At 59.8% G+C, this 24564-nt stretch carries 23 protein-coding genes; 19 read left to right on the top strand and 4 right to left on the bottom strand.

What is annotated here, in order from left to right; all coding sequences use genetic code 11:
* Positions 1–9: 9 nt before the first annotated feature.
* Positions 10–984 carry an N-acetylglucosamine kinase gene (locus tag FFV09_RS06655; protein ID WP_141447134.1) on the top strand — a complete coding sequence of 325 codons (975 nt, stop codon included), beginning with the start codon at positions 10–12 and terminating at the stop codon, positions 982–984.
* Positions 985–986: 2 nt separating this feature from the next.
* On the top strand, positions 987–2303 hold the full coding sequence (locus tag FFV09_RS06650; RefSeq protein WP_141450375.1) for a 6-phospho-beta-glucosidase: 1317 nt from the start codon (positions 987–989) through the stop codon (positions 2301–2303).
* Positions 2304–3212: 909 nt separating this feature from the next.
* On the opposite strand, the gene FFV09_RS06645 is transcribed toward FFV09_RS06650, so the two are convergent.
* A complete protein-coding gene (locus tag FFV09_RS06645) occupies positions 3213–3443 on the bottom strand; it encodes a hypothetical protein (protein WP_141447133.1) in 231 nt (76 codons plus the stop codon).
* A gap of 3 nt (positions 3444–3446) precedes the next feature.
* Positions 3447–3623, bottom strand: a complete 177-nt coding sequence (locus tag FFV09_RS06640) for a YycC family protein (protein WP_141447132.1) — start codon at positions 3621–3623, stop codon at positions 3447–3449.
* Positions 3624–3781: 158 nt separating this feature from the next.
* On the opposite strand from FFV09_RS06640, the gene FFV09_RS06635 reads away from it, so the two are divergent.
* From FFV09_RS06635 to trpS, 3 genes are all read left to right on the top strand, one after another.
* Entirely contained in the window at positions 3782–5584 is a 1803-nt protein-coding gene (locus FFV09_RS06635) for a M3 family oligoendopeptidase (protein WP_141447131.1), read from the top strand.
* 244 nt (positions 5585–5828) lie between these two features.
* On the top strand, positions 5829–6236 hold the full coding sequence (locus FFV09_RS06630; RefSeq protein ID WP_141447130.1) for an O-methyltransferase: 408 nt from the start codon (positions 5829–5831) through the stop codon (positions 6234–6236).
* Between the two features lie 368 nt (positions 6237–6604).
* Positions 6605–7591, top strand: a complete 987-nt coding sequence (gene trpS / locus FFV09_RS06625; protein WP_141450373.1) for a tryptophan--tRNA ligase — start codon at positions 6605–6607, stop codon at positions 7589–7591.
* Positions 7592–7784: 193 nt separating this feature from the next.
* Here the strand turns inward: trpS and FFV09_RS06620 are convergent, their stop codons facing one another.
* Entirely contained in the window at positions 7785–7991 is a 207-nt protein-coding gene (locus FFV09_RS06620; protein WP_141447129.1) for a hypothetical protein, read from the bottom strand.
* A gap of 319 nt (positions 7992–8310) precedes the next feature.
* Between FFV09_RS06620 and cyoE the strand changes: the two genes are divergently transcribed.
* A complete protein-coding gene (gene cyoE / locus FFV09_RS06615; protein WP_141447128.1) occupies positions 8311–9237 on the top strand; it encodes a heme o synthase in 927 nt (308 codons plus the stop codon).
* Positions 9238–9312: 75 nt separating this feature from the next.
* On the opposite strand, the gene FFV09_RS06610 is transcribed toward cyoE, so the two are convergent.
* The gene (locus FFV09_RS06610) at positions 9313–9675 is read right to left on the bottom strand and encodes a toprim domain-containing protein (RefSeq protein WP_141447127.1); all 363 of its coding nucleotides are present in this window, start codon (positions 9673–9675) and stop codon (positions 9313–9315) included.
* Between the two features lie 206 nt (positions 9676–9881).
* Between FFV09_RS06610 and FFV09_RS06605 the strand changes: the two genes are divergently transcribed.
* The 13 genes from FFV09_RS06605 to FFV09_RS06545 all read left to right on the top strand — a co-directional run bounded on the left by FFV09_RS06605 (position 9882) and on the right by FFV09_RS06545 (position 24499).
* Complete coding sequence (locus FFV09_RS06605) at positions 9882–10319, top strand: ATPase (protein ID WP_141447126.1); 438 nt, start codon at positions 9882–9884, stop codon at positions 10317–10319.
* 53 nt (positions 10320–10372) lie between these two features.
* The gene (locus tag FFV09_RS06600) at positions 10373–11506 is read left to right on the top strand and encodes a transglutaminase domain-containing protein (protein WP_246098495.1); all 1134 of its coding nucleotides are present in this window, start codon (positions 10373–10375) and stop codon (positions 11504–11506) included.
* Positions 11507–11548: 42 nt separating this feature from the next.
* A complete protein-coding gene (locus tag FFV09_RS06595) occupies positions 11549–13627 on the top strand; it encodes a peptidoglycan D,D-transpeptidase FtsI family protein (RefSeq protein ID WP_141447124.1) in 2079 nt (692 codons plus the stop codon).
* Between the two features lie 132 nt (positions 13628–13759).
* Entirely contained in the window at positions 13760–15799 is a 2040-nt protein-coding gene (locus tag FFV09_RS06590; RefSeq protein WP_141447123.1) for a peptidoglycan D,D-transpeptidase FtsI family protein, read from the top strand.
* A 275-nt stretch (positions 15800–16074) separates the two neighbouring features.
* A complete protein-coding gene (locus FFV09_RS06585) occupies positions 16075–17025 on the top strand; it encodes a metal ABC transporter solute-binding protein, Zn/Mn family (RefSeq protein WP_141447122.1) in 951 nt (316 codons plus the stop codon).
* A 59-nt stretch (positions 17026–17084) separates the two neighbouring features.
* Positions 17085–17867: a metal ABC transporter ATP-binding protein gene (locus tag FFV09_RS06580; protein WP_141447121.1), complete on the top strand. Its 783-nt coding sequence runs from the start codon at positions 17085–17087 to the stop codon at positions 17865–17867.
* Between the two features lie 58 nt (positions 17868–17925).
* Positions 17926–18888 (top strand): metal ABC transporter permease, encoded by a 963-nt coding sequence (locus FFV09_RS06575; protein WP_141447120.1) that lies wholly within the window; start codon positions 17926–17928, stop codon positions 18886–18888.
* On the top strand, positions 18885–19763 hold the full coding sequence (locus FFV09_RS06570; RefSeq protein WP_141447119.1) for a metal ABC transporter permease: 879 nt from the start codon (positions 18885–18887) through the stop codon (positions 19761–19763). Before FFV09_RS06575 ends, FFV09_RS06570 begins: the two co-directional genes overlap by 4 nt.
* Positions 19764–19919: 156 nt before the next feature.
* The gene (locus FFV09_RS06565; protein ID WP_141447117.1) at positions 19920–20894 is read left to right on the top strand and encodes a Gfo/Idh/MocA family protein; all 975 of its coding nucleotides are present in this window, start codon (positions 19920–19922) and stop codon (positions 20892–20894) included.
* A gap of 146 nt (positions 20895–21040) precedes the next feature.
* Entirely contained in the window at positions 21041–21871 is an 831-nt protein-coding gene (locus tag FFV09_RS06560; RefSeq protein ID WP_141447114.1) for a Cof-type HAD-IIB family hydrolase, read from the top strand.
* Between the two features lie 49 nt (positions 21872–21920).
* Positions 21921–22400, top strand: coding sequence for a DUF456 domain-containing protein (locus FFV09_RS06555; RefSeq protein ID WP_141450372.1), 480 nt, complete (start codon positions 21921–21923; stop codon positions 22398–22400).
* A gap of 47 nt (positions 22401–22447) precedes the next feature.
* Positions 22448–24070 (top strand): putative polysaccharide biosynthesis protein, encoded by a 1623-nt coding sequence (locus FFV09_RS06550; RefSeq protein WP_141447112.1) that lies wholly within the window; start codon positions 22448–22450, stop codon positions 24068–24070.
* 78 nt (positions 24071–24148) lie between these two features.
* Positions 24149–24499, top strand: a complete 351-nt coding sequence (locus FFV09_RS06545; RefSeq protein ID WP_141447110.1) for a thioredoxin family protein — start codon at positions 24149–24151, stop codon at positions 24497–24499.
* Positions 24500–24564 lie beyond the last annotated feature (65 nt).

The raw sequence follows: 24564 nt of genomic DNA, 5'->3' as shown, positions 1-24564 counted from the left end.
GCAACCGATTTGAACTATTATCTGGGCGTTGACGGGGGAGGCAGCAAGACTCTCGCCGTAGTCTGCGACGAAAGCGGCCGGATCGTCGGCCGCGGGCAGAGCGGCTGCGGCAATCATCAGCTGGGCGCGGCTCCGGCCGAGCAGCAGATCCGCCTCGCGGTGGACGAAGCGCTGGAGCGGGCCGGCATACGCCGGGAGCAGGTGCGGCGTTCGGTGTTCGGGTTGGCGGGAGCCGACCGCGAAGCGGACTTCCGCATTCTGCGGCCGATGATCGCCCGGCTCGGGCTCGACCGGCACGAGATTGTGTGCGATACGGTGATCGGCCTGCGTGCCGGAACGCGGCAGGCGCACGGCGTGGTCGTGATCTGCGGCACGGGCACGAACTGCTACGGGATCAACCGGAGCGGCGAAGAACTGCAGGTCGGCGGGTTCGGCTATACATTCGGCGATTTCGGCGGCGGATCGGATCTTGCGGTCGAGGTGTTCCGCTCGGTGATCCGGGCCTGGGAAGGCCGGGAGCAGCCGACGCTGCTGGCGGAAGCGACGCTGAGCCGTCTGGCGATGGGTTCGGAAGAAGAAATGTTCCATCATTATCTGGATACGGGCCGGCCTATTCCGCCGGACCTTGCGAAAGTGCTGTTCGACGTGGCGGAAGCCGACGAGCTGGCGAGAAGCATTCTGGCCCGGCAGGGGCGTGAGCTCGGCCGGGCGGCCGGAGCGGTCATTCGCAAGCTGGAGATGGAACACGACCGTTTCGACCTGGTCATGGCCGGCAGCATCCTGACCCGGGGAGACAGCCGCTACATCCTGCCTTTTCTGGACGGGGAAGTCCGGGCGGCGGCGCCGGGCTGCCGGCTGAGCGTGCTAACGCTTGAGCCGGTGGCGGGCGCGCTGTTCATGGCCATGAGCGAGCAGGGCGGTACCGACGAAGAGCTCTACCGCCGCATTCATCAACAACTAAGCGTAAAGGCGGCGAGCGCATGAGCATGCACAAGTTGAAAGTGGCGGTCATCGGAGGCGGATCTTCGTACACGCCCGAGCTGATCGAAGGCTTCATTCTGAATTACGGTACGTTTCCGGTCACCGAAATCGTACTGGTCGATATCGAGCCCGGCCTGCGCAAGCTGTCGATCGTCGGCAGGCTTGCCCAGCGCATGGTCGCCAAGTCCGGGCTGCCGATCGAAGTCACCCTGACGTTGGATCGGCGTTCGGCGCTTGAGGGCGCGGACTTCGTCTCCACGCAGATGCGCGTCGGCATGCTGGAAGCCCGCGGCTGGGACGAGACGATTCCGCTCAAGTACGGCATGATCGGGCAGGAGACGACCGGCCCCGGCGGCATGATGAAAGCGCTCCGGACGATTCCGGTGCTGCTGGACGTCGCCCGCGACATGGAGGAGCTGTGTCCCGACGCGTGGCTGCTCAATTTCACCAATCCGGCGGGCATGGTCACCGAAGCGATCACCCGGCATTCGCGGATTCGCACGATCGGCCTGTGCAATTCGCCGATCGCGGCGTACAAATGGCTGTCGCGGCTGTACGAAGTGCCGATCGAGCGCATCGCATGCGAATTCGTCGGCCTGAACCATCTGCATTATATCAGCCGGATCGAGATCGATGGACAGTCCAAGCTCGACGAACTGCTGGATAACCGCGACGGTTATTCCGCCCGCAACGTGCCGCAGTACGAATGGAACGGGGCGCTGCTGCGCACGCTGCATGCCATTCCTTCGTATTACCTGAAATACTTCTACCTGCACCGCGAACTGCTCGCCGAGCAGCAGGAAGCCGCGGCTAGAGGCGAGACCCGGGCGGAGACGGTGCAGCGGCTCGAAGACGAACTGTTCGAGCTGTACGAAGACGTGAATCTGGCCGAAAAGCCCAAGCAGCTCGAACAGCGCGGCGGCGCGTACTACTCCGAAGCCGCGGTCAAACTGATGAATTCGCTCTATAACGACCAAGGCGACATCCAGACGCTGAACGTCGCGAACAACGGCAGCCTCGATTTCCTGCCGGACGATGCGTGCATCGAAGTCAACTGCCGGGTGTTCAAGACCGGCCCCGTCCCGATCCCTGTCGAAGTGGTGCCCGAAGCGGCTACAGGGCTGATCCACGCCGTCAAAACGTACGAACGGCTGGCGATCGAGGCCGCCGTCTCCGGCAGCCGCGATCTGGCGCTGACCGCGCTGGCGCATCATCCGCTCGTCCCTTCGGTGAACGACGCCGCAGCGATGCTCGATGAGATGCTGGAGCGGAACCGAGCTTACCTGGACCGGTTTTTCCCGAACGAAGCGGCTGTGCGCTGAAGGTCGTGCGCGGACACCGTAAGCTGGGGTTGTCGGCTGACAGCGTGCGCTGAGGGAGTAGGCCGACATTGTCGGCTGACAGCATGCGCTGCCGATGTAAGCTGAGGTCGTGCGCTGTGAAGTCGTGCGCCGATGTTATCAGCGTACATCATGCGCGGCTGCCGTGCGGGAGTGTCCGTGCGTGCGGAACACCGCCGGTCGGGCTTGGCGGTTCGCTGACGCCTGTTGACCGCGCCCGACCGAGCTTGCGGCGCGCTTCCATCCATAACCGCTGCGTTGACCGTGCGGCCTCTTGATTGCTTTTCCGTCAACGTAGCGCGCCTGGGAGCGAAGATTACGGTCTTACATTGCCGAAAAAGCAGCGTGGCCCCTGCAATACGCTTCTTTTCCGCAAAAAGACGCTTCTACGCTGCTTTTTAAGCAGCGTCAACGTGTCGAGAAAGTCTGATTCTGAACAAAGTGAGGAGGCGGAGGGAGAAATTCAGTGTAGGAGCGCCAGCGTTCGCCTTTGAAATCAGGAAAATCCCATTCAAATTTGATCCTTTTTCCTGATTTCAACACGCGACCGGAACGAATTTCTCCCGCAGTCGACAAGCTTCTCATACGTATAGGACTTTCTCGACAGCCTGACGCTGCCTTTTAAGCAGCGTAAGCGGCTCTCGCTAATTCGCCAAATCGGCGCCAAAAAAGCCCTTCGAAGGAATCTCCTTCGAAGGGCTTTCGCTTGCCCGCCGGCTAATCCCGCCAAGGCCATGTCTCGCCCAGGTCATGTCGCGCCAAAGTCGCGTGCGCCCGCTCATGTCCAAGCGGCCCGCCTGTTCCCGGCTCCGGCCAAGCCGGACGCCGGACCTCGAATGCCCGATGTCGGACGCCCGATGTCCGACGTTCACCCGCGAAGCCGACCGCGGCTCACTTGACGACCGTATCCGTCATCAGATAATCGTCGTCGCAGTCCAGCACCGTCAGTCTTCCGTGGCAGCACGGAAAGACCGTCAGGCGCTTGCGGCCGGTATGGATATCTTCCAGTTCCGACGGCTTGATCGGCAGCAGCACGTTTTCCGCTCCGCAGAACGGGCACTGCGGAACCGTCAAATCGCCCATCAGATGGTCGTACGGCAGCGCTTTTTCAAAAGGAATCATGGGTCAGTTATTCTCCCCGGACTGATCTTCCGAAGGCTTGGCTTCCGCTTCCTGCTTGGCCAGTTCGGCCAGCTTTTGCATCAGGATATGCTGCGGCATATGCATGAGATGTTCGATCGGAACATTCAGTTGTTTGGACAGCTTGATTGCCGTGTCCGCCGAAATTTGCAGAGGTCTCATGGTGTATTCCCTCCCGTGTCAGATTTGGCTTCATAAGACGTTTTCGATATAGTAATACTGTACCATGAGGCCCAGGCAAACGCCATATGGACCTCGTGAACCGATCATGCCGCCATGTCCGCTGCACCTATTTTTCGAAGCGAAAGGTGAGGAACGCAATGAGCAACCGCTTGAGACAGACCTGGGATTTGGAGACGGTTTTCCCCGGAGGTTCGGCTTCGGCCGAATTCGATACTTTTCTAAAAAAATTGGCGGCCGACGTGGAAGGACTGCAGCAGCGCGTAGGCGGACTTCAACCTCCGGCTTCCGCCGAACAGACCGCGGCGTTCGATCCGCTGTTCGTCGACGTGCAGGACGTATCCGCGCGGTTCCGCCAGGCGGGCGCGTTCGTTTCGTGCCTGAGCGCACAGGACCAGAACGACCAAAAAGCCGGGCAGCTCTCGGCGCGCGTCGGCTCGATCCGCGCCCGCTGGCAGAGCGTCGTGGCGACGTTCGACAGCGTGCTGCAAAATACGCAGGATGCCGTCTGGACAGAGTGGATGGAGCGGGAGACGGTGGCGCCCGTCGCGTTCAACCTGAGCGAGAGCCGCTCGCAGGCCCGCGAGAAGATGACGCCGGAGCTGGAAAGCCTCGCGCTCTCGCTGTCGGTCGATGGGTATCAGGGCTGGAGCAGCTTTTACAATACGATCGTGCGCCACGTGCGTGTGAAGTCCGAAGAGAACGGCGAGATCAAGCAGCTGTCCGCGGCGCAGGCCGCCAACAAGCTCGGTTCGACGGACCCGAAGCAGCGCGAAGACATGGGCCGCAGCTGGGAACAGGCCTGGACCGACGTCGAAGACTACTGCGCGGATACGCTCAACCATCTGGCCGGCTTCCGTCTGTCGCTGTACGAGAAGCGCGGCTGGGAAAACGTGCTGCGCGAGCCGCTTGAGATCAACCGGATGTCCGCCCGCACGCTCGACACGATGTGGCAGGTCATTACGGACAACAAGCCGATCTTCGTGGAATACCTGAAACGCAAAGCGCAGCTGCTGAACGTGGAACGGCTCGGCTGGCACGACGTCGACGCGCCGATCGGCGCATCCGAATCCAAAATCGAGTACGACGACGCAGCCGATCTGATCGTGGAGCAGTTCCGCAGCTTCAGTCCGCGCATGGCGGACTTCGCGCAGCGGGCGTTCGATCACAACTGGATCGAAGCGGAAGACCGGGCGGGCAAACGGCCGGGCGGGTTCTGCACGGCGCTGCCGCTGACGAAGGAAACGCGTATCTTCATGACGTACAGCGGCACGGCATCCAACGTGTCCACGCTTGCGCACGAACTGGGCCACGGCTACCACCAGCACGTCATGGACGAACTGCCGACGTTCAGCCAGCGGTACGCGATGAACGTGGCGGAGACGGCGTCGACGTTCGCGGAGATGATCGTGGCCGATTCGCTGGTGCGCAAAGCGGCGGACGAAGAAGAGCGTATCGTGCTGCTCGAAGACAAAATCCAGCGCAGCATCGCGTTCTTCATGAACATTCACGCGCGCTTCCTGTTCGAGACCCGCTTTTACGAGCAGCGCCGTGCCGGTCTGCTCACGCCCCAGGATCTCAGCGAGCTGATGACGCAGGCGCAGGAAGAAGCGTTCTGCGGCGTGCTCGGCGATTACCATCCGCATTTCTGGGCGTCCAAGCTGCATTTTTACAATACCGGCGTTCCGTTCTACAATTTCCCGTATACGTTCGGCTACCTGTTCAGTACCGGGATCTATGCGCAGGCGCAGCGGGAAGGAAGCGGATTTGCCGACAAGTACGACGCGCTGCTGCTCGATACCGGCCGCATGACCGTCGAACAACTGGCCTCGAAGCATCTGGGCGTCGACCTGACGCAGCCGGACTTCTGGCAGGCGGCGATCGATGTTAGCGCGGCTGACGTTCGGACGTTCCTGGACATGACCGAAGCGAAAGTTTTATAACAGAAAACCAAGCGTTCAAAGCTGCAAAAAAAGGCGATCAGATCTCAAATCTGGTCGTCTTTTGCTTTTATTTACTGAAAAATAGCAAAATATTTAAAATTTAATAGTTATATTTACCCAATTATTACGAATAGTATTGAAGTAGGCAGGAACCGTCTCTATAATGAGCCTCAAGCGCTACATACCGGCATAAAATCGGGATCTCACCTGTGCTTAAAGATGCATATGATAAGGGAGGATTAACATGTTTGTCCTAAACGAGTATTCGCTTCCCAGACAGCTCGACATCGTATTCAAAGAATTGGGCGAGGAACTGTCGCAGCTTGAATCCGGAACGGTTTTCGTCCAGATTCGCAACAATGTCGTCGGCAAGTTCGGCATCCGCCATACGCCGCTCGCCGGCCGCGACGGCCACGTGGAAGCGCCCGGCCGGGGACTGAACGAGCAGCAGGTCCGGGCTTTCCGCAACATGGCGATCGAATCGCTCAATTACAAGAAAAGCTGGACGCACGGCGAGATCCATTACGATTTTGCGATCCGCAAAGCGGAAGTGGTGGTGGATGCGCAGTTCGAATCGAACTACAATATGGCCAGCAGCCTGATCCGCTATCCGAAGCACACGTCCAAGGAATCGCGGTCCGAACTTTCCTGAGCATGCGGCGCACGGATTGACAAAGAAGGGCCGCCACTTTAAGATAGGGACAAGTTACTGTCACAACGCGATGATGGGGACAAGTAAGCGGGTGCGAACTGCTTCAGAAAGCCGGCGGGTGATGCGAGCCGGTGCAGACGCCCTGTCCGAATGGCCCCCGGAGTGCCGCGCCGAACCGGAATATTCCGCAGTAGGCCGGCCGGCTTCGTTCCCCGTTAACGGAACGGTTAAGGTCTGCCCCGGAGTTAAGCCGGAGAGACGAATAAGGGTGGTACCACGGTCTCACGTCCCTTGCGGACGTGGGCCTTTTTGCGTTCAAACGCCTGCCTTCAAACGGCGGGCCTATCAGAATCGGAGGAATCCTAATGATGAAAAAAGTATTATCGGGCATTCAACCGAGCGGTCAGCTGACCATCGGCAACTACATCGGGGCGATCAAAAATTTCGTGACGCTTCAGCACGACCACGAGTGCTTCTTCTCGGTCGTCGACCTGCACGCGATCACCGTGCCGCAGGACCCGGCCGCGCTGCGCGAGCAGTCGGAATCGGTCGCGACGCTGTATGCGGCAGCCGGCATCGATCCGGAGAAGTCGAACATCTTCATGCAGTCGCATGTGCCGCAGCATGCCGAATTGGGCTGGTTGATGACGACGCTGACCGGCATGGGCGAGCTGGAGCGGATGACCCAGTTCAAAGACAAGTCGGAAGGCAAAGGTTCCGTCGGCGCGGGGTTGTTCGTCTACCCGGCGCTGATGGCGGCAGACATTTTGCTGTACCAGGCCGATCTGGTTCCGGTCGGCGAAGACCAGAAGCAGCATCTGGAATTGACGCGCGACCTGGCCGGCCGCTTCAACAGCCGGTTCGGGGATTTCTTCACCGTGCCGGAACCGTACATCCCGAAAGTCGGCGCGCGGATCATGGGACTCGACGACGCTTCCAAAAAAATGAGCAAAAGCAGCGCGAATGCGGGCAGTTACATCGCGCTGCTCGATCCGCCGGACGTGATCCGCAAAAAGTTCAACCGGGCGACGACCGATTCGGGCGGCGAAGTGCGCTACGACCCGGCGACCAAGCCGGAAGTGAGCAACCTTATGGGCATCTACGCGGAATGCACGGGCAGCTCCCTTCAGCAGGTGCAGGAGCAGTTCGAAGGCAAAATGTACGGCGCGTTCAAAAAAGAGCTGGGCGAAGCCGTCGTATCGGTGCTTGAGCCGCTCCAGCAGCGCTACAGCGAGATCCGCGAATCGGGCGAGATCAAGCGCATTTTGGCCAAAGGCGCGGAGCGCGCGGAAGCGGTAGCCGAAGAGACGATGAAAGGCGTGCGCGACCGTATGGGCTTCATGCCGAAGTTCTGATCGCTCGCGCCCTTTCCATACAGCGATCCCTTACGCACAGTCCGAACATGGAAAAGCCGCTGATCCGTCTTGACGGGTCAGCGGCTTTTTGGCGTGCCGGATGATTGGTAAACGAGCCTGGCCTCCTGAAAAGGCGGGCCGTCGTTCGTGCATGTGCAAGGGTCGTTCATCCGTAATTGCCGTTCGTCTGTAATTAATGAAGCGGCTTTTCCTGCGGCGCCGCGGAGACGCCCAGTTTGCGCTGGATACGCGCTTTGGTAATGAAGCCCCAGCCGATATTGAGCACGGCAACGACGCCGACGCCAAGCGCGAGCCAAGCGCTCTCATTAATAAGGATGGCGCACAGCGTGACGAGAGCCATCGAAGAAACGGCGAACCATAGGGCAAGACCTTTATTCATCGGAAAACCTCCGTTTTAAATTCGACTTTGTTCCATTATACCTTATTTTTTCGGGATAGAGCCAAATTTTCGTCGGTTTTTCGTACCCGTCTTCCAACAAAATTCCACATCTTTTTTTGAGAATGCCGTGAAAATCTCATGAAATTGTCAAATTATCGAACTTGTTTCGGGAATCGTTGGCAATCGAAAGGGGCTTTGATATGATAAAATTCATAGCGATACTTTATCCCGGCTTGCCAAAAGCCGGTTTTAACCATTATCGTATACATTTCGCATGTACGTTTTTGCGGATCGGAACCTAAGAGGAGGAATGACAAGCGTGGGCAAATCGTTAAATTATGCAGCTTCGGAAGCCGCCCCTGTCTCGGAACACGAAGACGCGCGGGTAACGTGGCGAGATTTCGTCACCTTGGCCAAGCCGGGCATTTTGCGCTCGAACCTGTTCGTGACGCTGGCCGGATTCTGGCTGGCTTCGCAGTGGAACATCAACTGGGCGAATCTGATTGCGACGCTGGCCGGCACGATGCTGATCGTCGGGGCATCCGGCGTGTTCAACAACTATCTCGACCGCGAGATGGATACCAAAATGGAACGGACCAAGAACCGCGTGCTGCCGACCGGCAGAATCGCGCCGCGCATCGTGCTGACCTACGGCATCGTGCTGGGCGTGCTCGGACTGGCTATTTTATTCGGATTTTGCGGCGTATTGACCGGCGTGTGCGGAGCGATCGGCATGTTCGCCTACGTCGTACTCTACACGATGTGGCTCAAGCGCACGTCTACGTGGAGCACATCGCTCGGCGGAATCTCCGGCGCGATGCCTCCGGTCATCGGTTACGTCGCCGTCACGAACCGAATCGACATGGGCGCCGTACTGCTGTTCCTGTGGATGTTCCTCTGGCAGCCGCCGCACTTCTGGGCGCTCGGTATTCGCCGCGTCGAGGAATACCGCGCAGCGGGCTTCCCGATCCTGCCGGTCGTCAAAGGCATTCGCCGCACCCAATGGCAGATGCTGCCTTATATCGTGCTGCTGCTGCCGGTACCGATTCTGATGTACGCGTACGGATACGTCGGCATGATCTTCACCGTCGCTTCGGTCGCCATCACGGCGCTGTGGCTGTACTTCGCCGTCAAAGGACTGGCCAAAGGCCAGGACCCGGACGCCTGGGGCAAAAAAGTGTTCATGTACTCCATCTATTACATGATGGTCACGTTCCTGCTGATGATTATCGACACGGCGCATTGATCCGATCGTGATCGACTCGATGCGCACCGCGTCCTGCCAAGCCGTCTTACGCCCCCAATGGAGCGGAAGACGGCTTTATTCATGCCCGGTGCGGGGCAGCATCGTGTCCGGGTAGCGGATAAACTCGTCCAGTCCGGCCTTCTCAAGCTGCTGGACTGCGTATTCGTCCGGGGTGCCTTCGACGCCCGCGTATCCGCGGCGCGTATACAGATGGTCCGCGTCCGGAAACAGATCGGACAGCAGCGCCCGGATTTTCCGTCCGGACGAGTCGTTATCGAGAAACAGATACACTTCGTCGTGCTTCGCTTCCTGGTACAGCGATTCCAACCGGGCGGCGTTGGGCGTTCCGAACGTGCACAAGATCCGGATGTTCTCGTCGAGCAGACGCCGAATCTTGCTGCGGTCGTTCTTGCCTTCTACGATGACGGTGATCGGCATAAGGGATGTACCTCCTGCTTCAATCGAATAGGATGTTTTTATACAGTGTACCGGGCCGGAAACCGGAATGCAAAAGGCGGCGGAAGAATGCGGCGAAAGCTGACAGAGGGCCTTTTTTTCCTGTATAATCAAAAGGCGCGCGAACCGCTGCGAACGAGGGGGGCGGAGCGCGCGGAAATACGAAGGAAGAACGGAGGCAAAGCCTGATGAATACGGAAGTCTGGATCGAATTCGCCAGGCAGAACTGGCTGATTCTTCTGATTGCGCTCGTAGCGGTATGGTTGGTCATAAACCTTATAAAAACGATGATCAAATGGGCGATCGCGATCGTGATCGTCGTGGCGCTGATCGTGTACAGCGGCGTGTCGCTCGATCAAATTCAGCATACGGTAACGGACGTCAAGAACGAAGCGGTGGCCAAGCTTCAGGGCGAGGCGTTGAACATGCTCAGGGACGAAGCGGCGGAAGCCGTGTTCGACAGCGGCGCAGACGGTTCTTTTACGGTCAAAACGACGAGTCTCAAGCTTGAAGGCCGCCCGAACGCGTCGACCGTCAAGGTCACGTATCGCGGCATCGCGCTCGGGGAATGGGAACGCGGCGAACAGGTGAATGCCCTGATCCGCGCCGCGCAGAGCCGGAAATGACGGCGCAGGGGAACTTGACCGCCCAGGCGTCCAATATTCGGGAGGTGGACGTTTTGCCTTGGCTAAGCACGGATATCGTGACCCTGCTGCTGCTCGCGGTGCTGGTGTTGTCGGTCTTTCGCGGCGCGTATCTGGGCACGAAGAGAACGGCAGCGGGTCTTGGCAGCATGGTCGGCCGCCTGCTGATGCGCGTATTGGGCATTCTGGCCGCGCTGCTGCTGGCCGGCTGGGCTTCGCCTTATGCGCGGGACTGGGCCGACCGGACCGTGCTGGACATGCCGGCGGGCGAACTGCCCGCCTGGAGAGAAGCCGGGTATGCGCTGCTCGGCTTCGTATCCGATTTTTCCCTGCTGCGGGTGGCGCTGCTGTTCGTGCTGATCTACCCGGTCTGCGTGACCGGGTTGTCGCTGCTCGGCAGATGGCGCACGACCGTGGAAGAGCCGCCCCGCAAAAAAGGCAAGCGGCGCCAGAGCGGTCCGTTTCTGGACCGGATCGGCGGAGCGGCTCTCGGCCTCGTGGCCGGCGCCTGGCGGGGCGCGCTGCTGCTGGCGCTGCTGTTCGTGTTCGCGTCGCTGCTGCCCGCAAGTCCGGTGACCCGCTACGCCGAAGCGTCGCCGGCTTACCGCTACGCGGCGCAGAAAGTGTTCGAACCGGCGGCCGGCGAATGGATCAGCGGCAAGCTGCCGGTGCTGACGGCGTCGGCGGCGGAAGAACTCGACGGCATCCTGCGGCAGCGGTACGACGTGATCGACCGGAATATCCCTTCGGACATCGGCCAAGCCGCGATCGATATCGCGGGAACCGGCGCAGACCTACAAAAAGCCGAGCGGTTGTACGATTGGGTCGGCAGCCGGATTCAGTACGATTACGACAAAGTCGGCGATTACGAAAACAAAGGCATCTGGCGCGAGCAGACGCCGCGCAGCACGTACGACACGCGCCGGGGCGTCTGTATCGATTACGCCCGCCTGTACGCGATGATGGCTCGTTCGGTCGGGCTGCAGGTTCGCGTCGTGACCGGGCTCGGATCGGACGGGCGGGGCGGTTACGGCTCGCATGCCTGGAACGAAGTGTACATTCCGGGAGAACAACGCTGGATCGAACTCGATCCGACCTGGGCATCCGGGGGAGACTGGTTCGACCGGGAAAATTTTGCCGATACCCATATCAAGCAGAGCGTGCTGTAGATTCATCACCCTGCGGTCAAGGAACACCAAGAGGAGGCGCCCATGAAAGTGCAGGATAAAGACCGGGAAAACGAAGTGCGCCGGCAGAGAAGTTTCGGACTTCGGCTCAATTTGTTTTTTTTCAGCGTATTCGTCATCTTCTCCGTCATCATCGTCCGGACGGCCATGCTTCAATTCGTGGAAGGGCCCGAACTGAAGCAGGAAGCGGTCAGCCGGGTTACGCGCGACATTCCGATGCAGCCGATCCGCGGCAACATCCTGTCGGCGGAAGGCGTGCCGATCGCGTACTCCAAGCCGACGCAGACGCTGTACGCGACGCCGCTGAAGAACTACGCGAATAACAACGAGAAAGGGCTTCAGAACCGGCCCGAGCTCAAAAAAGCCGTCAACGAGATTCTGGCCAAGTTCAAGGAACTCAATCCGTCCGGCGAGCAGCCGACGCTTGAAGAGATGCTGAGCCGCGATCGCCTCGATCTCGAAAACATCAAGCATTACGGCTACACGCCGCGCAAGATCAGAACGGATCTGACCGAACCGGAGATTGCCTATTTCAAAGAACACAAAAACGAGTTCAAAGGCATCCTGACGCTCGACGTCGTCGAAGAAGCGACCCGGGAATACGATACCGATTCGGTCGCCGTGCAGACGGTCGGCTATCTGTCCAAGTTCAAAAGCGTACGGGAGAACAAAAATTTCCCGTTCTATCAAAAAATTTATAAAGAGCAGGCTTCCGGAGCCGATCCGACCGTTCAGTACCAGGAAGACGAGATCGTCGGCTATTACGGGCTCGAACAGCAGTACCAGGAATACCTGCGCGGCAAAAACGGCTACAAACGGATCGAGATTACGCCGCAAAGTATGGCCAAAGAAGGCGGAACCGAAGAAATCGTCGCGCCCAAAAAAGGCAATGACGTCTGGATGAATATCAATAAATCGATTCAGACCGAGACGGAAAAAGCGATTGCCGAGCAGATTCAAGTGTTGAGACGCGATCACCCTTATGTCTCGACAGGCTTTGCGGTAGCGATGGAAGTCGATACGGGGAACGTGGTCGCGATGGCGAGCATGCCGGACTTCGATGCCAACAAATACAAAACGGGCAGCATCTCCGGCGAAGATTTCAACGAGATCGAGAATCTGTACATCAACGGCACGATTCGGGCCAAAGCGCCGGACGATGAACGGAATAAAGCCGAGTCCGTTGTGTACATGGGTTCGACGATCAAGCCTTTGTCTGTACTGATCGGTCTGCAGGAAGGGTTGTTTACGCCTTCGGACGGATACATGGACGTCGGCAATACGAAGCTCGGAGAGTTCGACAAAAAAGGGATTTCCAATGCCGGCAGACATTATCTCGGCTGGATCGGTCCTCGCCAAGCGATTGAAAAGTCTTCCAATACGTTCATGATCGATATGGTCGGCAAAAAGCTGTTGAACAAATACGGGTCCGCCAAAGTCATTGACGTCTGGGATAAACACATGAAGGAATTCGGCCTGGGCGTAGAGACCGGAGTCGATATTCCCGGCGAACAAGTCGGCCTGACGGATTACACAAACGATGACGAAAGCACCCTGACCCGTATGGCTTACGCTTCTTTCGGCCAGCAGGGCAAATACACGACGATGCAGCTGGCGCAGTTCACCGTTATGCTTGCGAACCGCGGCGAAAGACTCGAGCCGCATCTGGTCAAGAAGATCACGAATCAAAACGGCAAAACAGTTAAGGAGTTCCCGCGTAAAGTGCTCGATAAAGTGGAATTCAATTCGGACTACTGGGATTTGGTTCAAAAAGGCATGAATACCAAACTCGAAAAAACATTCGACGATTTCCCTTACGATTACGCACGTAAAACGGGTACGTCCACCCAATGGATTCGAAATCAAAATATCGATAACGGCGTATTTATCGCCTACGCGCCGCGCGATAACCCAAAACTCGCGGTGGCGGTCGTCGTGCCGGAAGGCGGCTTCGGCTCCCAGAGCGCGGCGCCGATCGCGCGCAAAATTTTCGACGCTTACGATTACGAGTACGGTCTGGACGGCGTAGCCAAAAAAACGCAGCAGCAGTTCAATGAAGACGGAACGCCGATCGATACGGCGGCCGAAGGGCAGAATCCGTAACGAACCGCAGCATGCCGGCGTTTAACCCGTAACCTGCCGCAAAACGCGGTCGTGCAAGGTGCAAGCAAAATTCGGAACGGCAAGGGGCGCTCTGTCGAAGGGCGCCTTTTCCTGCCGCACAAGGAGGATGGGATGAGAATCTGGTCAAGGGAAGAACAGGAAGACCATCGCAAGCGCCGGAATTTCGGCATACGCATGAGCCTGTTCTTTTTCACCGTATTCGTCGTGTTTGCCGTCATTATTATACGTACCGCCGCGCTCCAATTCGTGGAAGCGCCCAAGCTTCAGGAAGAAGCGAAAGAACGCGCGACGCAGGATATCCCGATGAAGCCGGTTCGGGGCACGATCTACTCGGCGGACGGAGCCAAGCTGGCGTATTCGGAACCGACGCAGACGCTGTACCTGACGTTCGAGCAGGATTTTAGCAAAGGCGAAGGTCTGAAGAACCGCCCCAAACTTGATGCCGCGCTGCAGGAGATTCTGGCCGTGTTTCAGCAAAAAGGGCGCAAAGACATCGTCAATCCGACGATGGAGCAGCTGATCGGCAAAGACCTGCTCGATCTCGACAACGTCAACAGCTACGGCTACTCCGCAAGACCGGCCAAAACCGGACTCAGCGACGAAGAAGTGGCTTATTTCAAAGAAAACAAGCATAAGTATGCCGGCCTTCTGTCGTTCGAAGTGTCCGAAGAGACGCTGCGGCGCTACGATTCGGATACGGTTGCGGTCCAAACGATCGGCTATGTCAAAAAATTCGATTCCGTGAGCAGCGCCGAAAGCGGCATCGACGTCTACAAAAAAATCGCTGCCGGACTGCGAACGCAAAAAGACGAAGGATTGATGTACAGCCGGACGGAAAACGTCGGCTATTTCGGTCTCGAACAGCAGTACCAGAAGGAGCTGCGCGGCAAAAACGGCTACCGCAAAATCGGCGTCAGCGCGCAAAACACGGCGCAGGGCGTGGAAGAAGTCGTACCGCCGGTCAAAGGCAGCGACGTGTGGAGCACGATCAATAAAAACGTGCAGATGAAGACGGAAGACGCGATGCGCGCCCAGCTGTCGAAACTGCCCAAAGCCGTCTCCGCTTCGGCGGTCGCGATGGAGATCGACAGCGGCAATATCGTGGCGATGGCGAACATGCCCGACTTCGACGCCAACGTCTACCGCACGGGCTCGATCAGCGACGATAATTATCACGCCGTGGAATACTCGTACCTGAACGGCGCGATCCGCTCGAAGCCGACGAACGATACCGGCAAAAAGGCGGAGTCCGTCGTCTACCTCGGTTCCACGATCAAGCCGCTGTCGGTGTTGATCGGCCTCGAAGAAGGGCTGATCACGCTGGGCACGACGTATAACGATACCGGCATCGCGGAATACGGCAAAGGAACGGACAAGATCCGCAACGCCGGCAGCCATCCGTACGGAATATTGAACCCGGTCACCGCTATCGAACGTTCTTCCAATACATTCATGGTTAAAAAGATCGGCGAAGCGCTGTACAATCGCGACGGCGCCAATTCGCTCAAGATTTGGGACAAATACATGAAGGAGTTCGGCCTCGGCGTCAGAACCGGCGTCGACCTGCCGGGCGAATGGGCCGGAGCGGCCGATTACTTCAATACGAAAGACGGCAGCAGCGTGCTGTCGCGGATGGCTTTTGCTTCCTTTGGCCAAAAAGGCAAATACACGACCCTTCAGCTCGCGCAGTACACGGCGATGCTGGCCAATCGGGGCTCGCGCATGCAGCCGCATCTGGTGAGCAAAATCGTCGGTCCCGACGGCGTGGTCACCAAAAAAGACGTGCCTACCGTATTGAACAAAGCCGAATTCCCGGATGCTTACTGGGAAGCGATCCAACGCGGCATGAAGACCAAAGTCGACGATTCGTTTGGCGACTTCGCCTACGATTTTGCCCGCAAAACGGGTACGTCCACCCAGGACCTGAATGGCAAGCAGGTCGACAACGGCGTGTTTATCGCCTATGCTCCGCGCAAAAATCCGAAGCTTGCCGTCGCCGTGATGGTGCCGGAAGGCGGCTTCGGTTCGGAGAGCGCCGCGCCGATCGCACGCGCGATCTTCGACGCTTATGACGAGACGTACGGCCTCGACGGAAACGGACCGAAAAAAAGCGCGGACGCGGAAAACGCCGAATCGGCCGACGCCGAATAAGCCGTTTCTCGCTTCGTTTCTCGCGCCGCCATTCGGTACAGGCTGCGATTCAAAAGCCCGCTTTCTACGGAAAGCGGGCTTTTTTTGGCGTTTTTGGGCCGGATGCGCGCTCGGTACTTGCATTCTGCCTTTTTTTATCTTAAAATTTGCCCTAGGGAAACACTTTTAACGCAGAGAAATAAAGAGTCACCAAGAAAACAATTTAGCGTATGGAAAAGTTTACAGAGAACAATCGGAGAATGCGGCGTAAAGCCGATTCCAGAAGGAGGAACGGAATGCACGCAGGCAAAAAAAGAACGGGCGGTTGGGCCTCGCTTATGCCGCTGCTGCTGCTCGCGGCTTTGCTGGCCGGCTGCTCCGGCAGCGGCAGCGCGCAGGGCGTCAGCGAGGACGGCAAGCTGCTCGTGACGGCGACGACAGGCATGATCGCCGACGCAGCGGCGGAAATCGGCGGCGAATTCGTCGAAGTGACGACGCTGATGGGACCGGGCGTCGATCCCCATCTATTCAAAGCTTCGCAGGGCGATATCCGCAAGCTGGACCGGGCGAAAGTCGTTTTCTACGGAGGGCTGCACCTGGAAGGCAATATGGAGCGCATTCTGGAGAAAATGGCGCTGCGCAAAACGGTCGTCGCGGTCACGGACCACATGCCGAGGGAGCGACTGATCGGAACGGAGAACAGCGAAGAGTTCGATCCGCACGTCTGGTTCGACGTCGATCTCTGGACGGTCGCGGCGGAGCATATGCGCGATACGCTGATTGCCGCGGACCCGGCGAACGAAGCCGCTTACCGCGAGCAGGGCGAGCGCTACGTCCGGGAGCTTGAGCAGCTGGACGCCTACGTGAAGCAGCGCATGCTGGAGATCCCGGAAGAAGGCCGGGTGCTGGTGACGGCGCATGACGCGTTCGGCTACTTCGGCCAGGCGTACGGCGTGGAAGTCGTCGGCCTGCAGGGTATCAGCACGGCGGCCGAATTCGGCGCACGCGACGTCAGCACGCTGCGCGACTATCTGGTCGAGCGCAATATCAAAGCGGTGTTCGTCGAATCGAGCCTGCCGGCAAGATCGATGGAAGCGATCGTCGCGGGAGCGGCGAGGCAGGGACACGAAGTCCGGATCGGCGGGGAACTGTTCTCCGACGCGATGGGCGAACCGGGAACGCCGGAAGGCACCTATATCGGCATGATCCGGCATAATGCGGACACCATCGCGGAAGCGCTGAAATAAATCGCAAGCCGTACCCGACAAAATTCCAATCCTGACATTCCAAGAGGAGGCATGAACAGATGAACACTTCATCCCGGCAGCCGGCCTCGGCCGCGCCGCTGAACGTAACGGGCATGACCGTCGCCTACCAGAAAAAAGCAGTGGTCGAGAACGTCAGCTTCACCCTGCCCGAAGGCAAGCTGGTCGCCCTGATCGGGCCCAACGGAGCGGGCAAATCGACGCTGCTCAAAGCGATCCTCGGCCTCGTGCCTTCGATCTCCGGCACGGTCGGCATCTACGGCGACACGTACAAAAAGATGCGCAGCCGCGTCGGCTACGTGCCGCAGCGCGAGTCGGTCGACTGGGACTTCCCGACGGACGCGCTCGACGTGGTCATGATGGGCCGCTACGGCCATCTGGGCTGGATCAAACGCCCGGGACGCAAAGAGAAGGAGCTGGCGATGAACACGCTCGACAAGGTCGGCATGGCCGACTTCGCGCGGCGGCAGATCAGCCAGCTGTCCGGCGGCCAGCAGCAGCGGGTCTTTCTCGCCCGGGCGCTGGCGCAGGAAGCGGATCTCTACTTCATGGACGAGCCGTTTGCCGGCGTCGATGCCGCGACGGAGAAAGCGATCATCGCGCTGCTCGGCGAATTGAGGCAGGCCGGCAAGACCGTGCTGGTCGTGCATCACGATCTGTCCACGGTCGAAGAATATTTCGACCACGTGCTGCTGCTCAACAAAAAGCTGATTGCCGAAGGCCCGGTGCAGACGACGTTTACGCCGGAGCTGCTGCACGAGACGTACGGCGGCAAGCTTGCGATCGTCAGTTCGAGCGGCCGGGAAGCGCTGGTCGGCGAATGAAGACGGCAAGAGACATGCGCAAGCGGCCGCAGCCGCGGCGGACAAGGAGGACACACACATGCTGGATTGGTTGATCTCGCTCTGGAGCGATCCGAATACGCGCTGGATTCTGATGGGCTGCACGCTGCTCGGTCTGGGCAGCGGCGTTATCGGCAGCTTCACGTTTCTGCGCCGGGAGAGCCTGCTCGGCGATACGCTGGCGCATGCGGCGCTGCCGGGCGTCTGCGTCGCCTTCATGCTCAATGAAGTGAAATCGGCTTCGCTGTTTCTCGTCGGCGCCCTGATTGCGGGCATCGCCGCCGTGCTGTGCGTCAGCGCGATCTCGCGCTGGACGCGCATCAAGTCCGACGCCGCGATGGGCATTGTGCTGACGTTCTTCTTCGGCGTCGGCACCGTCATGCTGACGCATATCCAGCATAGCGGCAGCGGCAGCCAGAGCGGCCTGGACAAATATTTGTTCGGCCAGGCGGGCGCGATGGTCACGGGCGACGTCTACATCCTGATGGGCGTCTCCGTGCTGCTGATCGTCGCGGCGATGCTGCTGTTCAAGGAATTCAAGCTCATCAGCTTCGATCCGGGCTTCGCCCGCGGCATCGGCCTGCCGGTCGGGCTGCTGGAACACGGCCTGCTCATTCTGACGACGGTCGCGGTCGCGGCCGGCATCCAGGCGGTCGGCGTCGTGCTCGTCGCCGCCCTGCTGATCACGCCGGCGGCCGCGGCCCGCTACTGGACCGACCGCCTGCCGGTCATGCTCATGTACGCCGGCTTGTTCGGCGCCCTGAGCGGTGCTTCCGGCGCGGCGATCAGCACGCTCGGCGAAGGCATCCCGACCGGACCGGTCACGGTGCTCGCGGCCACGCTGCTGTTCGCCCTGTCGCTGCTGCTGGCCCCGGGCCGCGGCCTGCTGTCCCGGTCGCTGCGCCATCGCAGCCTCAAAGCCGATTACGCCCGTTCGGCGGATCAGGGCGCGCTTAACGCCGCCGAAAGCCTGAACGCCGCAGAAGGAGGAACACGCAAATGATGGACTTTTGGATTATTCTGACCGCCGTTCTGGTCGCGAGCGCCTGCTCCATTCTGGGATGTTTCCTGATCCTGCGGCGGATGGCGCTGGTCGGCGACGCGATCAGCCACGCCGTGCTGCCGGGCATCGCGATCGCGTTTCTCATGAGCGGTACCCGCGATTCGATGTGGATGCTGCTCGGCGCGACCGCGTTCGGCCTGCTGACGGTATTCCTGATCCAGTCGCTCCAGACGTCCGGCCTGCAGTCGGACGCTTCGATCGGCATCGTGTTCACCGCGCTGTTCGCGGTCGGCGTGCTGCTGATCAGCCTGAACGCCCAGCATATCGACCTGGATCTCGACTGCGTGCTGTTCGGCGAGATCGCCTACGTGCCGTGGGATACGTGGACGTTCGGAGGCGCCGATATGGGGCCGAGGGCAGTCTGGATGCTGGGGATTACGCTGACGGTCATCCTGCTGCTGCTCGGACTCTTTTACAAACAGTTCAAGATCTGCGCATTCGACCCGGCGATGGCGGCGGCCTGCGGCATTCCGGTCCTGCTGTTCCATTACCTGCTCATGGGCATGGTGTCGATGACGGCCGTGTCTTCGTTCGAAAGCGTCGGCGCGATTCTCGTCGTCGGCATGCTGATCATCCCGGCGGCGACCGCTTACCTGCTGACGAACCGTCTGGGCGTCATGATCGGTCTCAGCGTCGCGGTCGGCATCGTCTCGGCAGTCGGCGGCTACCTCGTCTCGTACCTGCTGGACGCTTCGATCGCGGGCTGCATCGTCTCGATCGCCGGCATCCTGTTCATTCTGACGCTGATCTTCTCGCCTTCGCACGGCATGATCGCGAAGTTCGCGCGCGGCCGCAGAGCGGCTCAAGCGCTGTAAGCGATACGCCAGGCATCCTCCCGACCGGGGAGGATGCCTTTCTTTTTTGGCAGGAAGAACAGGAAGCGGGGAGAGTGGATTTTTACGGAAAAATCATGGTAACCTAGAAAGAAGAAAAGCCGGATCGGCCGGCGGACAAAAAAGGGGCTGGAGCGCATGACGCTAAAGATCGGAATCGTGGGTACGGGTTGGTTTGCGGGCAAGCACGCGGATATTCTCGCGGCGGCGGAAGGCGTGGAAATCGCGGGCATCGTCGGCAGCAGCAAAAACAAGGGAGACGTGTTCGGCATCCGGTACGACGCGCCCGGTTATGAAAGCGTATCCGAGCTGGCGGACCATCAGGCGCTCGATGCCGTCTACATCTGCGTGCCGCCGATGGCGCACGGCGAGATCGAACGCGAGCTGATCGAGCGCGGCATTCCGTTTCTCGTCGAGAAGCCGCTTGGCACGGACGCCGAAGTGCCGCAGGACATTCTCGGCTTCATGCGCCTCAAGTCGCCGGAGCTGATCACGTCCGTCGGCTACCATTTCCGCTATCAGGATAACGTGGACCGGCTGCGCGAAGCGCTGCATCCCGGCCGGATCGGTATCGCGACGGGCATGTGGATGGGCGATATGCCGCAGGCCGAATGGTGGCGCAGACAGGAGAAGTCCGGCGGGCAGTTTATCGAGCAGACGACGCATATCGTCGATCTGCTGCGCTACTGCGCCGGCGAGGTGGACGAAGTGCGGGCGGTGTACGCCAGCCGGTTCCCGGAAGAAGAGTGGGAGCGGACGAACGTGCACGATATCGGCACGGTTACGCTCAAGATGAAGTCCGGCGCCGTCGCGAACATTTCCAACACATGCGTGCTGCCGGCGGGAGTCGGCCGGGCCGGATTGTCTTTTTACGCGCGGGAAGGGCTGTGGGAGTGGTCGCCGGGCGAGCTGAAGGAGACGCGGGCCGACGGGGAGAAGCGCCATGCCGAAGAGAGCGATCCGTACGTGCGGCAGACGGAAGCGTTCCTGCATGCGCTGCGTACCGGCGATTCGTCGCGGATCCGGTCCGACTATGCGGACGCGTGCAAAACGCAGGAAGTGACGTTCGCCGCGCTGCAATCCGCCCTGTCCGGACGCAGCATGAAGCTGTAGCTTCAGGGGGAGAGACGCAAGGCCCGTTTCCGGTTCTGCCGGCGACGGGCTTTTCGGCGTTTTCGGGTCGGCGGAACGTCTTTGGAGCATGGATGGAATTGTGATAGAATGGCGAGAGCGAACACGTTTTGAAAGGGGCAAAAAGAATGACGAGCTACGATTACAAGCTGCTTGCGCTGGATATGGACGGCACGCTGCTGAACGACGACCATCAAGTGTCGGAAGAGACGGCCAAATGGATCCGCCGCGCGATCAAGGAAGGGTTCCACGTCTGCCTGTCCACGGGACGCGCAGCCATGCACGCCCTGCCGTACGCGGTAGAGCTGGGCCTGGAGACGCCGATGGTGACGGTCAACGGAAGCGAAGTGTGGAAAGCGCCGCACCAGCTGCATTACCGGGCGCTGATGGACGTGGAATCGGTCCGCGGCATGCACGCGCTGGCGGAAGAATACGGCGTCTGGTTCTGGGCGTATACGACGGAACGTCTGTACAACCGCGATCAATGGACGGACACGCTGGAAGACAAGGAATGGCTGAAGTTCGGCTACAATACGTCGGACCGCGAAGTGCTGCACCAGATCCTCATGCGGCTTCAGGACATGGGCGGCCTGCAAATTACCAACTCGTCGATGGAAAATCTGGAGATCAACCCGGAAGGCATCTCCAAAGCGAGCGGGATCGCGCAGGTATGCGAGCTGCTGGATATCACGATGGAGCAGGTTATCGCCGTCGGCGACAGCCTGAACGATATCGCGGTGATCGAAGCGGCGGGACTCGGCGTCGCGATGGGCAACGCCCAGGACGCCGTCAAGCAGACGGCCGACGTGGTCGTGGCGAGCAACAACGAAGACGGCATCGTGCAGGTCATTCGCGAGTACATGCTTGGCGGCAAGGAATTCGACGATGCCGAGCCGGCGGCCGCGGCGTCGCAGACGCCCGCATCCAAGATCCGGCGCGAAGACGACCCGTCCGCTTGAGGACAGGCGACACTAACCGAAAAGCATAGGAGGACCTGGCATGGTCGCATTGGATATACTGGGTTGGGTACTTGTGGTCGCGCTGTTTATCGTCGGCATGGCGAGCTTGATTTTCCCGATTTTACCGGGAGCGGTCGCGATCTATTTCGCTTTCTTCGTCTACGGCTGGTTTTTCTCGTTCGGCGAGCTGACGGTCTGGTTCTGGATCATCCAGACGGTGATCTTCGTGGCGCTGATCGTGGCCGATTACGTCGTCGGAGCCTGGGGGACCAAGAAGTTCGGCGGTTCCAAGCTGTCGATCCAGCTCAGCACGGTCGGCTTGATTCTCGGCCCGTTCGTCATTCCGGCGTTCGGCCTCATTCTCGGCCCGTTTATCGGGGCGGTGATCGGCGAGCTGATTCACGGATCGAACTTCAAGCAGGCGCTGCGCGCAGGTTGGGGCGCCCTGATCGGGCTGCTCAGCAGCACGCTCGTCAAAGGCATTTTGCAGGTCGTCATGATTGTCGTCTTCATCATATGGATCGTGTAAGGAAGCCGCTTGCGGCTTTTTTTGCGGGAGAAAGAAGGGAATAGGTTTTGTCGAAAAAGGAATCATTTATCAGAGGGACGCTCATTCTGGCGGCGGCCGCGCTCGTCGCCCGGGTGCTGGGGCTCGGGCAGCGGATTCCGCTGGAACATATGCTCGGACCCGTCGGCAACGCGTCGTTCAGCGCCGCCAACAACGTGTACCTCATGCTGCTTACGGTCGCGACGGCGGGCATTCCGAGCACGCTCAGCAAGATGATCTCGGAGCGCTACGCGCTCGACCGGCCGCAGGAAGCGGGACGCATCTATTATGCGGCGCTGCTGTTCTCCGGCATGATGGGCGTCGTGATCACGCTGCTGCTGTACATCTTCGCGCCGTGGTACACGGCGCTGATCGAGCTGCCGCAAGCGACCCCGGCTATCCGGGCGCTTGCGCCGGCGCTGATCCTGTTCCCGACGATCGCCATGATGCGCGGCTATTTCCAGGGCCGCAACATGATGGCGATCGGAGGCGTCTCGCAGATCATCGAGCAGGTCGCCCGCGTCTTCACCGCGATTCTGTTGGCCTACATTTTGCTGCAAATGGACAAGCCCGGCGAGACGATCGCGGCCGGCGCCACCTTCGGCGGCGTGCTCGGCAGCCTGGGCGCGTTCGCGATCATGCTGTTCGCTTCGCTGAAACTGTCGAAGAACGAACGCAAAAAAGGCCGGACGCTGATCAACCGTCACGATCAGACTATTCCGCTCAGCCGCATTTACGGCGACATCTTCAAACTGTCGATTCCGATCGTGCTGACGGCGCTCGCCGTTCCGGCGATCAACTTCATCGACACGACGATCGTCAAGCCGCTGCTCATCGGACAGATCGGCGACGCGATGGCGACGATGCAGCTCGGCATCCTCGGCAGCCGCGCCCAAAGCGTCGCCGGCATCCCGCCGATTCTCGCGATCGCGCTCAGCACGTCGCTGATTCCGATCATCTCGGCCGCGTTCGCCCGCAAAGACACGCAGCATTTGCAGCAGCAGGTGACGCTTGCGATGCGCATCGCGACGCTGACGGGCATGCCGCTCGTACTGGCGCTCGGCTGCGCCGCCTATTCGGTCAACGGCCTGCTGTTCAGTACGCTGGACGGCGCCGGCATCATCGCCATCCTGACGCTCGGCACCATTTTCCAGATTACGATGATGGTCAGCAACTCGATGCTGCTCGGCATGAACCTGGCCCGCCGCTCGATGGTGCACGTCGCGATCGGCCTCGTCGTCAAAATCGCCGGCAGCCTGGCGCTTGCGCCGCTGCTCGGCAGTTACGGCATCTACGGCATCATCGGCATGACCGGCGTCTGCTTCCTCGTCATCACGCTGCTTAACCTGCACACGCTGCGCGGCATCGTGTCGTTCTCGGTGCTGGGCAGCCGCTGGCCGGCCTTCATCGCGACCTGCATGGTCGTCGCCGCGGCAAGCTTCGGGCTCAGCGAGCTGGGCAGCTGGATGAGCGCGTTCATGCACGCCCGCCTGGCGTTCTTCATCGCCTGCTGCGCGGTCGGCTTGATTGTGCCGTCGATCTACCTGGTGCTGCTTGTCGTGCTGCGGGTCATCCGCCGCGACGAACTGGGCTCGTACCCGCGTCCGCTGCAAAAAGCGCTGCGTCCGCTGATGCGCCTTCAGCGCGGATGATTCCCGGGCGAAATTGGGGTAAAATAAACAGACCGGCATTGATGCCCGAATAACGAAACATCAAAGGAGAGATTTCGCATGGAACAAATTCGTACCCAAGCCGATTTCGATCGGCAGATCGCAAGTCCGGGACTGACCGTAGCCGTATTCCGCGCCGATTGGTGCGGAGACTGCCACTTTATCGATCCGTTCATGCCCGAAGTCGAAGAACAGCGCAAAGACCAGCTCAAGCTGATCCAGGTCGACGTCGAAGAAGTCGAGGCGGTCAGCCGCGAGCTGAACATTCTCGGCATTCCGAGCTTCGTCGCTTTTTCGAACGGCAAGGAATTGATTCGCTTCGTGAACAAAGCCCGCAAATCGCGCGCCGAGATCGAGAGTTTCCTCGACCGCGCCGCCGCCGTGCACGGCCAACTGGCCGGCCAGAACTGATCCCGCAAACGCCCGCTTCGGCCTGCCGCCCTGGCGGGCGTTTTGCTGCGTGCGGGCTTCGATCC

This window comes from Saccharibacillus brassicae, from assembly GCF_006542275.1.
Lineage (GTDB): Bacteria > Bacillota > Bacilli > Paenibacillales > Paenibacillaceae > Saccharibacillus > Saccharibacillus brassicae.
This window is presented reverse-complemented; position numbering and strand designations above follow the sequence as displayed.

Coding starts and splice junctions, on each gene's coding strand:
- FFV09_RS06565 (WP_141447117.1), top strand. CDS start 19,920: ATGACGCTAAAGATCGGAATCGTGGGTACGGGTTGGTTTGCGGGCAAG.
- trpS (WP_141450373.1), top strand. CDS start 6,605: ATGAAAAAAGTATTATCGGGCATTCAACCGAGCGGTCAGCTGACCATC.
- FFV09_RS06605 (WP_141447126.1), top strand. CDS start 9,882: ATGAATACGGAAGTCTGGATCGAATTCGCCAGGCAGAACTGGCTGATT.
- FFV09_RS06640 (WP_141447132.1), bottom strand. CDS start 3,623: ATGAGACCTCTGCAAATTTCGGCGGACACGGCAATCAAGCTGTCCAAA.
- FFV09_RS06580 (WP_141447121.1), top strand. CDS start 17,085: ATGAACACTTCATCCCGGCAGCCGGCCTCGGCCGCGCCGCTGAACGTA.
- FFV09_RS06635 (WP_141447131.1), top strand. CDS start 3,782: ATGAGCAACCGCTTGAGACAGACCTGGGATTTGGAGACGGTTTTCCCC.
- FFV09_RS06590 (WP_141447123.1), top strand. CDS start 13,760: ATGAGAATCTGGTCAAGGGAAGAACAGGAAGACCATCGCAAGCGCCGG.
- FFV09_RS06570 (WP_141447119.1), top strand. CDS start 18,885: ATGATGGACTTTTGGATTATTCTGACCGCCGTTCTGGTCGCGAGCGCC.
- FFV09_RS06620 (WP_141447129.1), bottom strand. CDS start 7,991: ATGAATAAAGGTCTTGCCCTATGGTTCGCCGTTTCTTCGATGGCTCTC.
- FFV09_RS06630 (WP_141447130.1), top strand. CDS start 5,829: ATGTTTGTCCTAAACGAGTATTCGCTTCCCAGACAGCTCGACATCGTA.
- FFV09_RS06545 (WP_141447110.1), top strand. CDS start 24,149: ATGGAACAAATTCGTACCCAAGCCGATTTCGATCGGCAGATCGCAAGT.
- FFV09_RS06595 (WP_141447124.1), top strand. CDS start 11,549: ATGAAAGTGCAGGATAAAGACCGGGAAAACGAAGTGCGCCGGCAGAGA.
- FFV09_RS06585 (WP_141447122.1), top strand. CDS start 16,075: ATGCACGCAGGCAAAAAAAGAACGGGCGGTTGGGCCTCGCTTATGCCG.
- FFV09_RS06560 (WP_141447114.1), top strand. CDS start 21,041: ATGACGAGCTACGATTACAAGCTGCTTGCGCTGGATATGGACGGCACG.
- FFV09_RS06575 (WP_141447120.1), top strand. CDS start 17,926: ATGCTGGATTGGTTGATCTCGCTCTGGAGCGATCCGAATACGCGCTGG.
- FFV09_RS06650 (WP_141450375.1), top strand. CDS start 987: ATGCACAAGTTGAAAGTGGCGGTCATCGGAGGCGGATCTTCGTACACG.
- FFV09_RS06610 (WP_141447127.1), bottom strand. CDS start 9,675: ATGCCGATCACCGTCATCGTAGAAGGCAAGAACGACCGCAGCAAGATT.
- FFV09_RS06645 (WP_141447133.1), bottom strand. CDS start 3,443: ATGATTCCTTTTGAAAAAGCGCTGCCGTACGACCATCTGATGGGCGAT.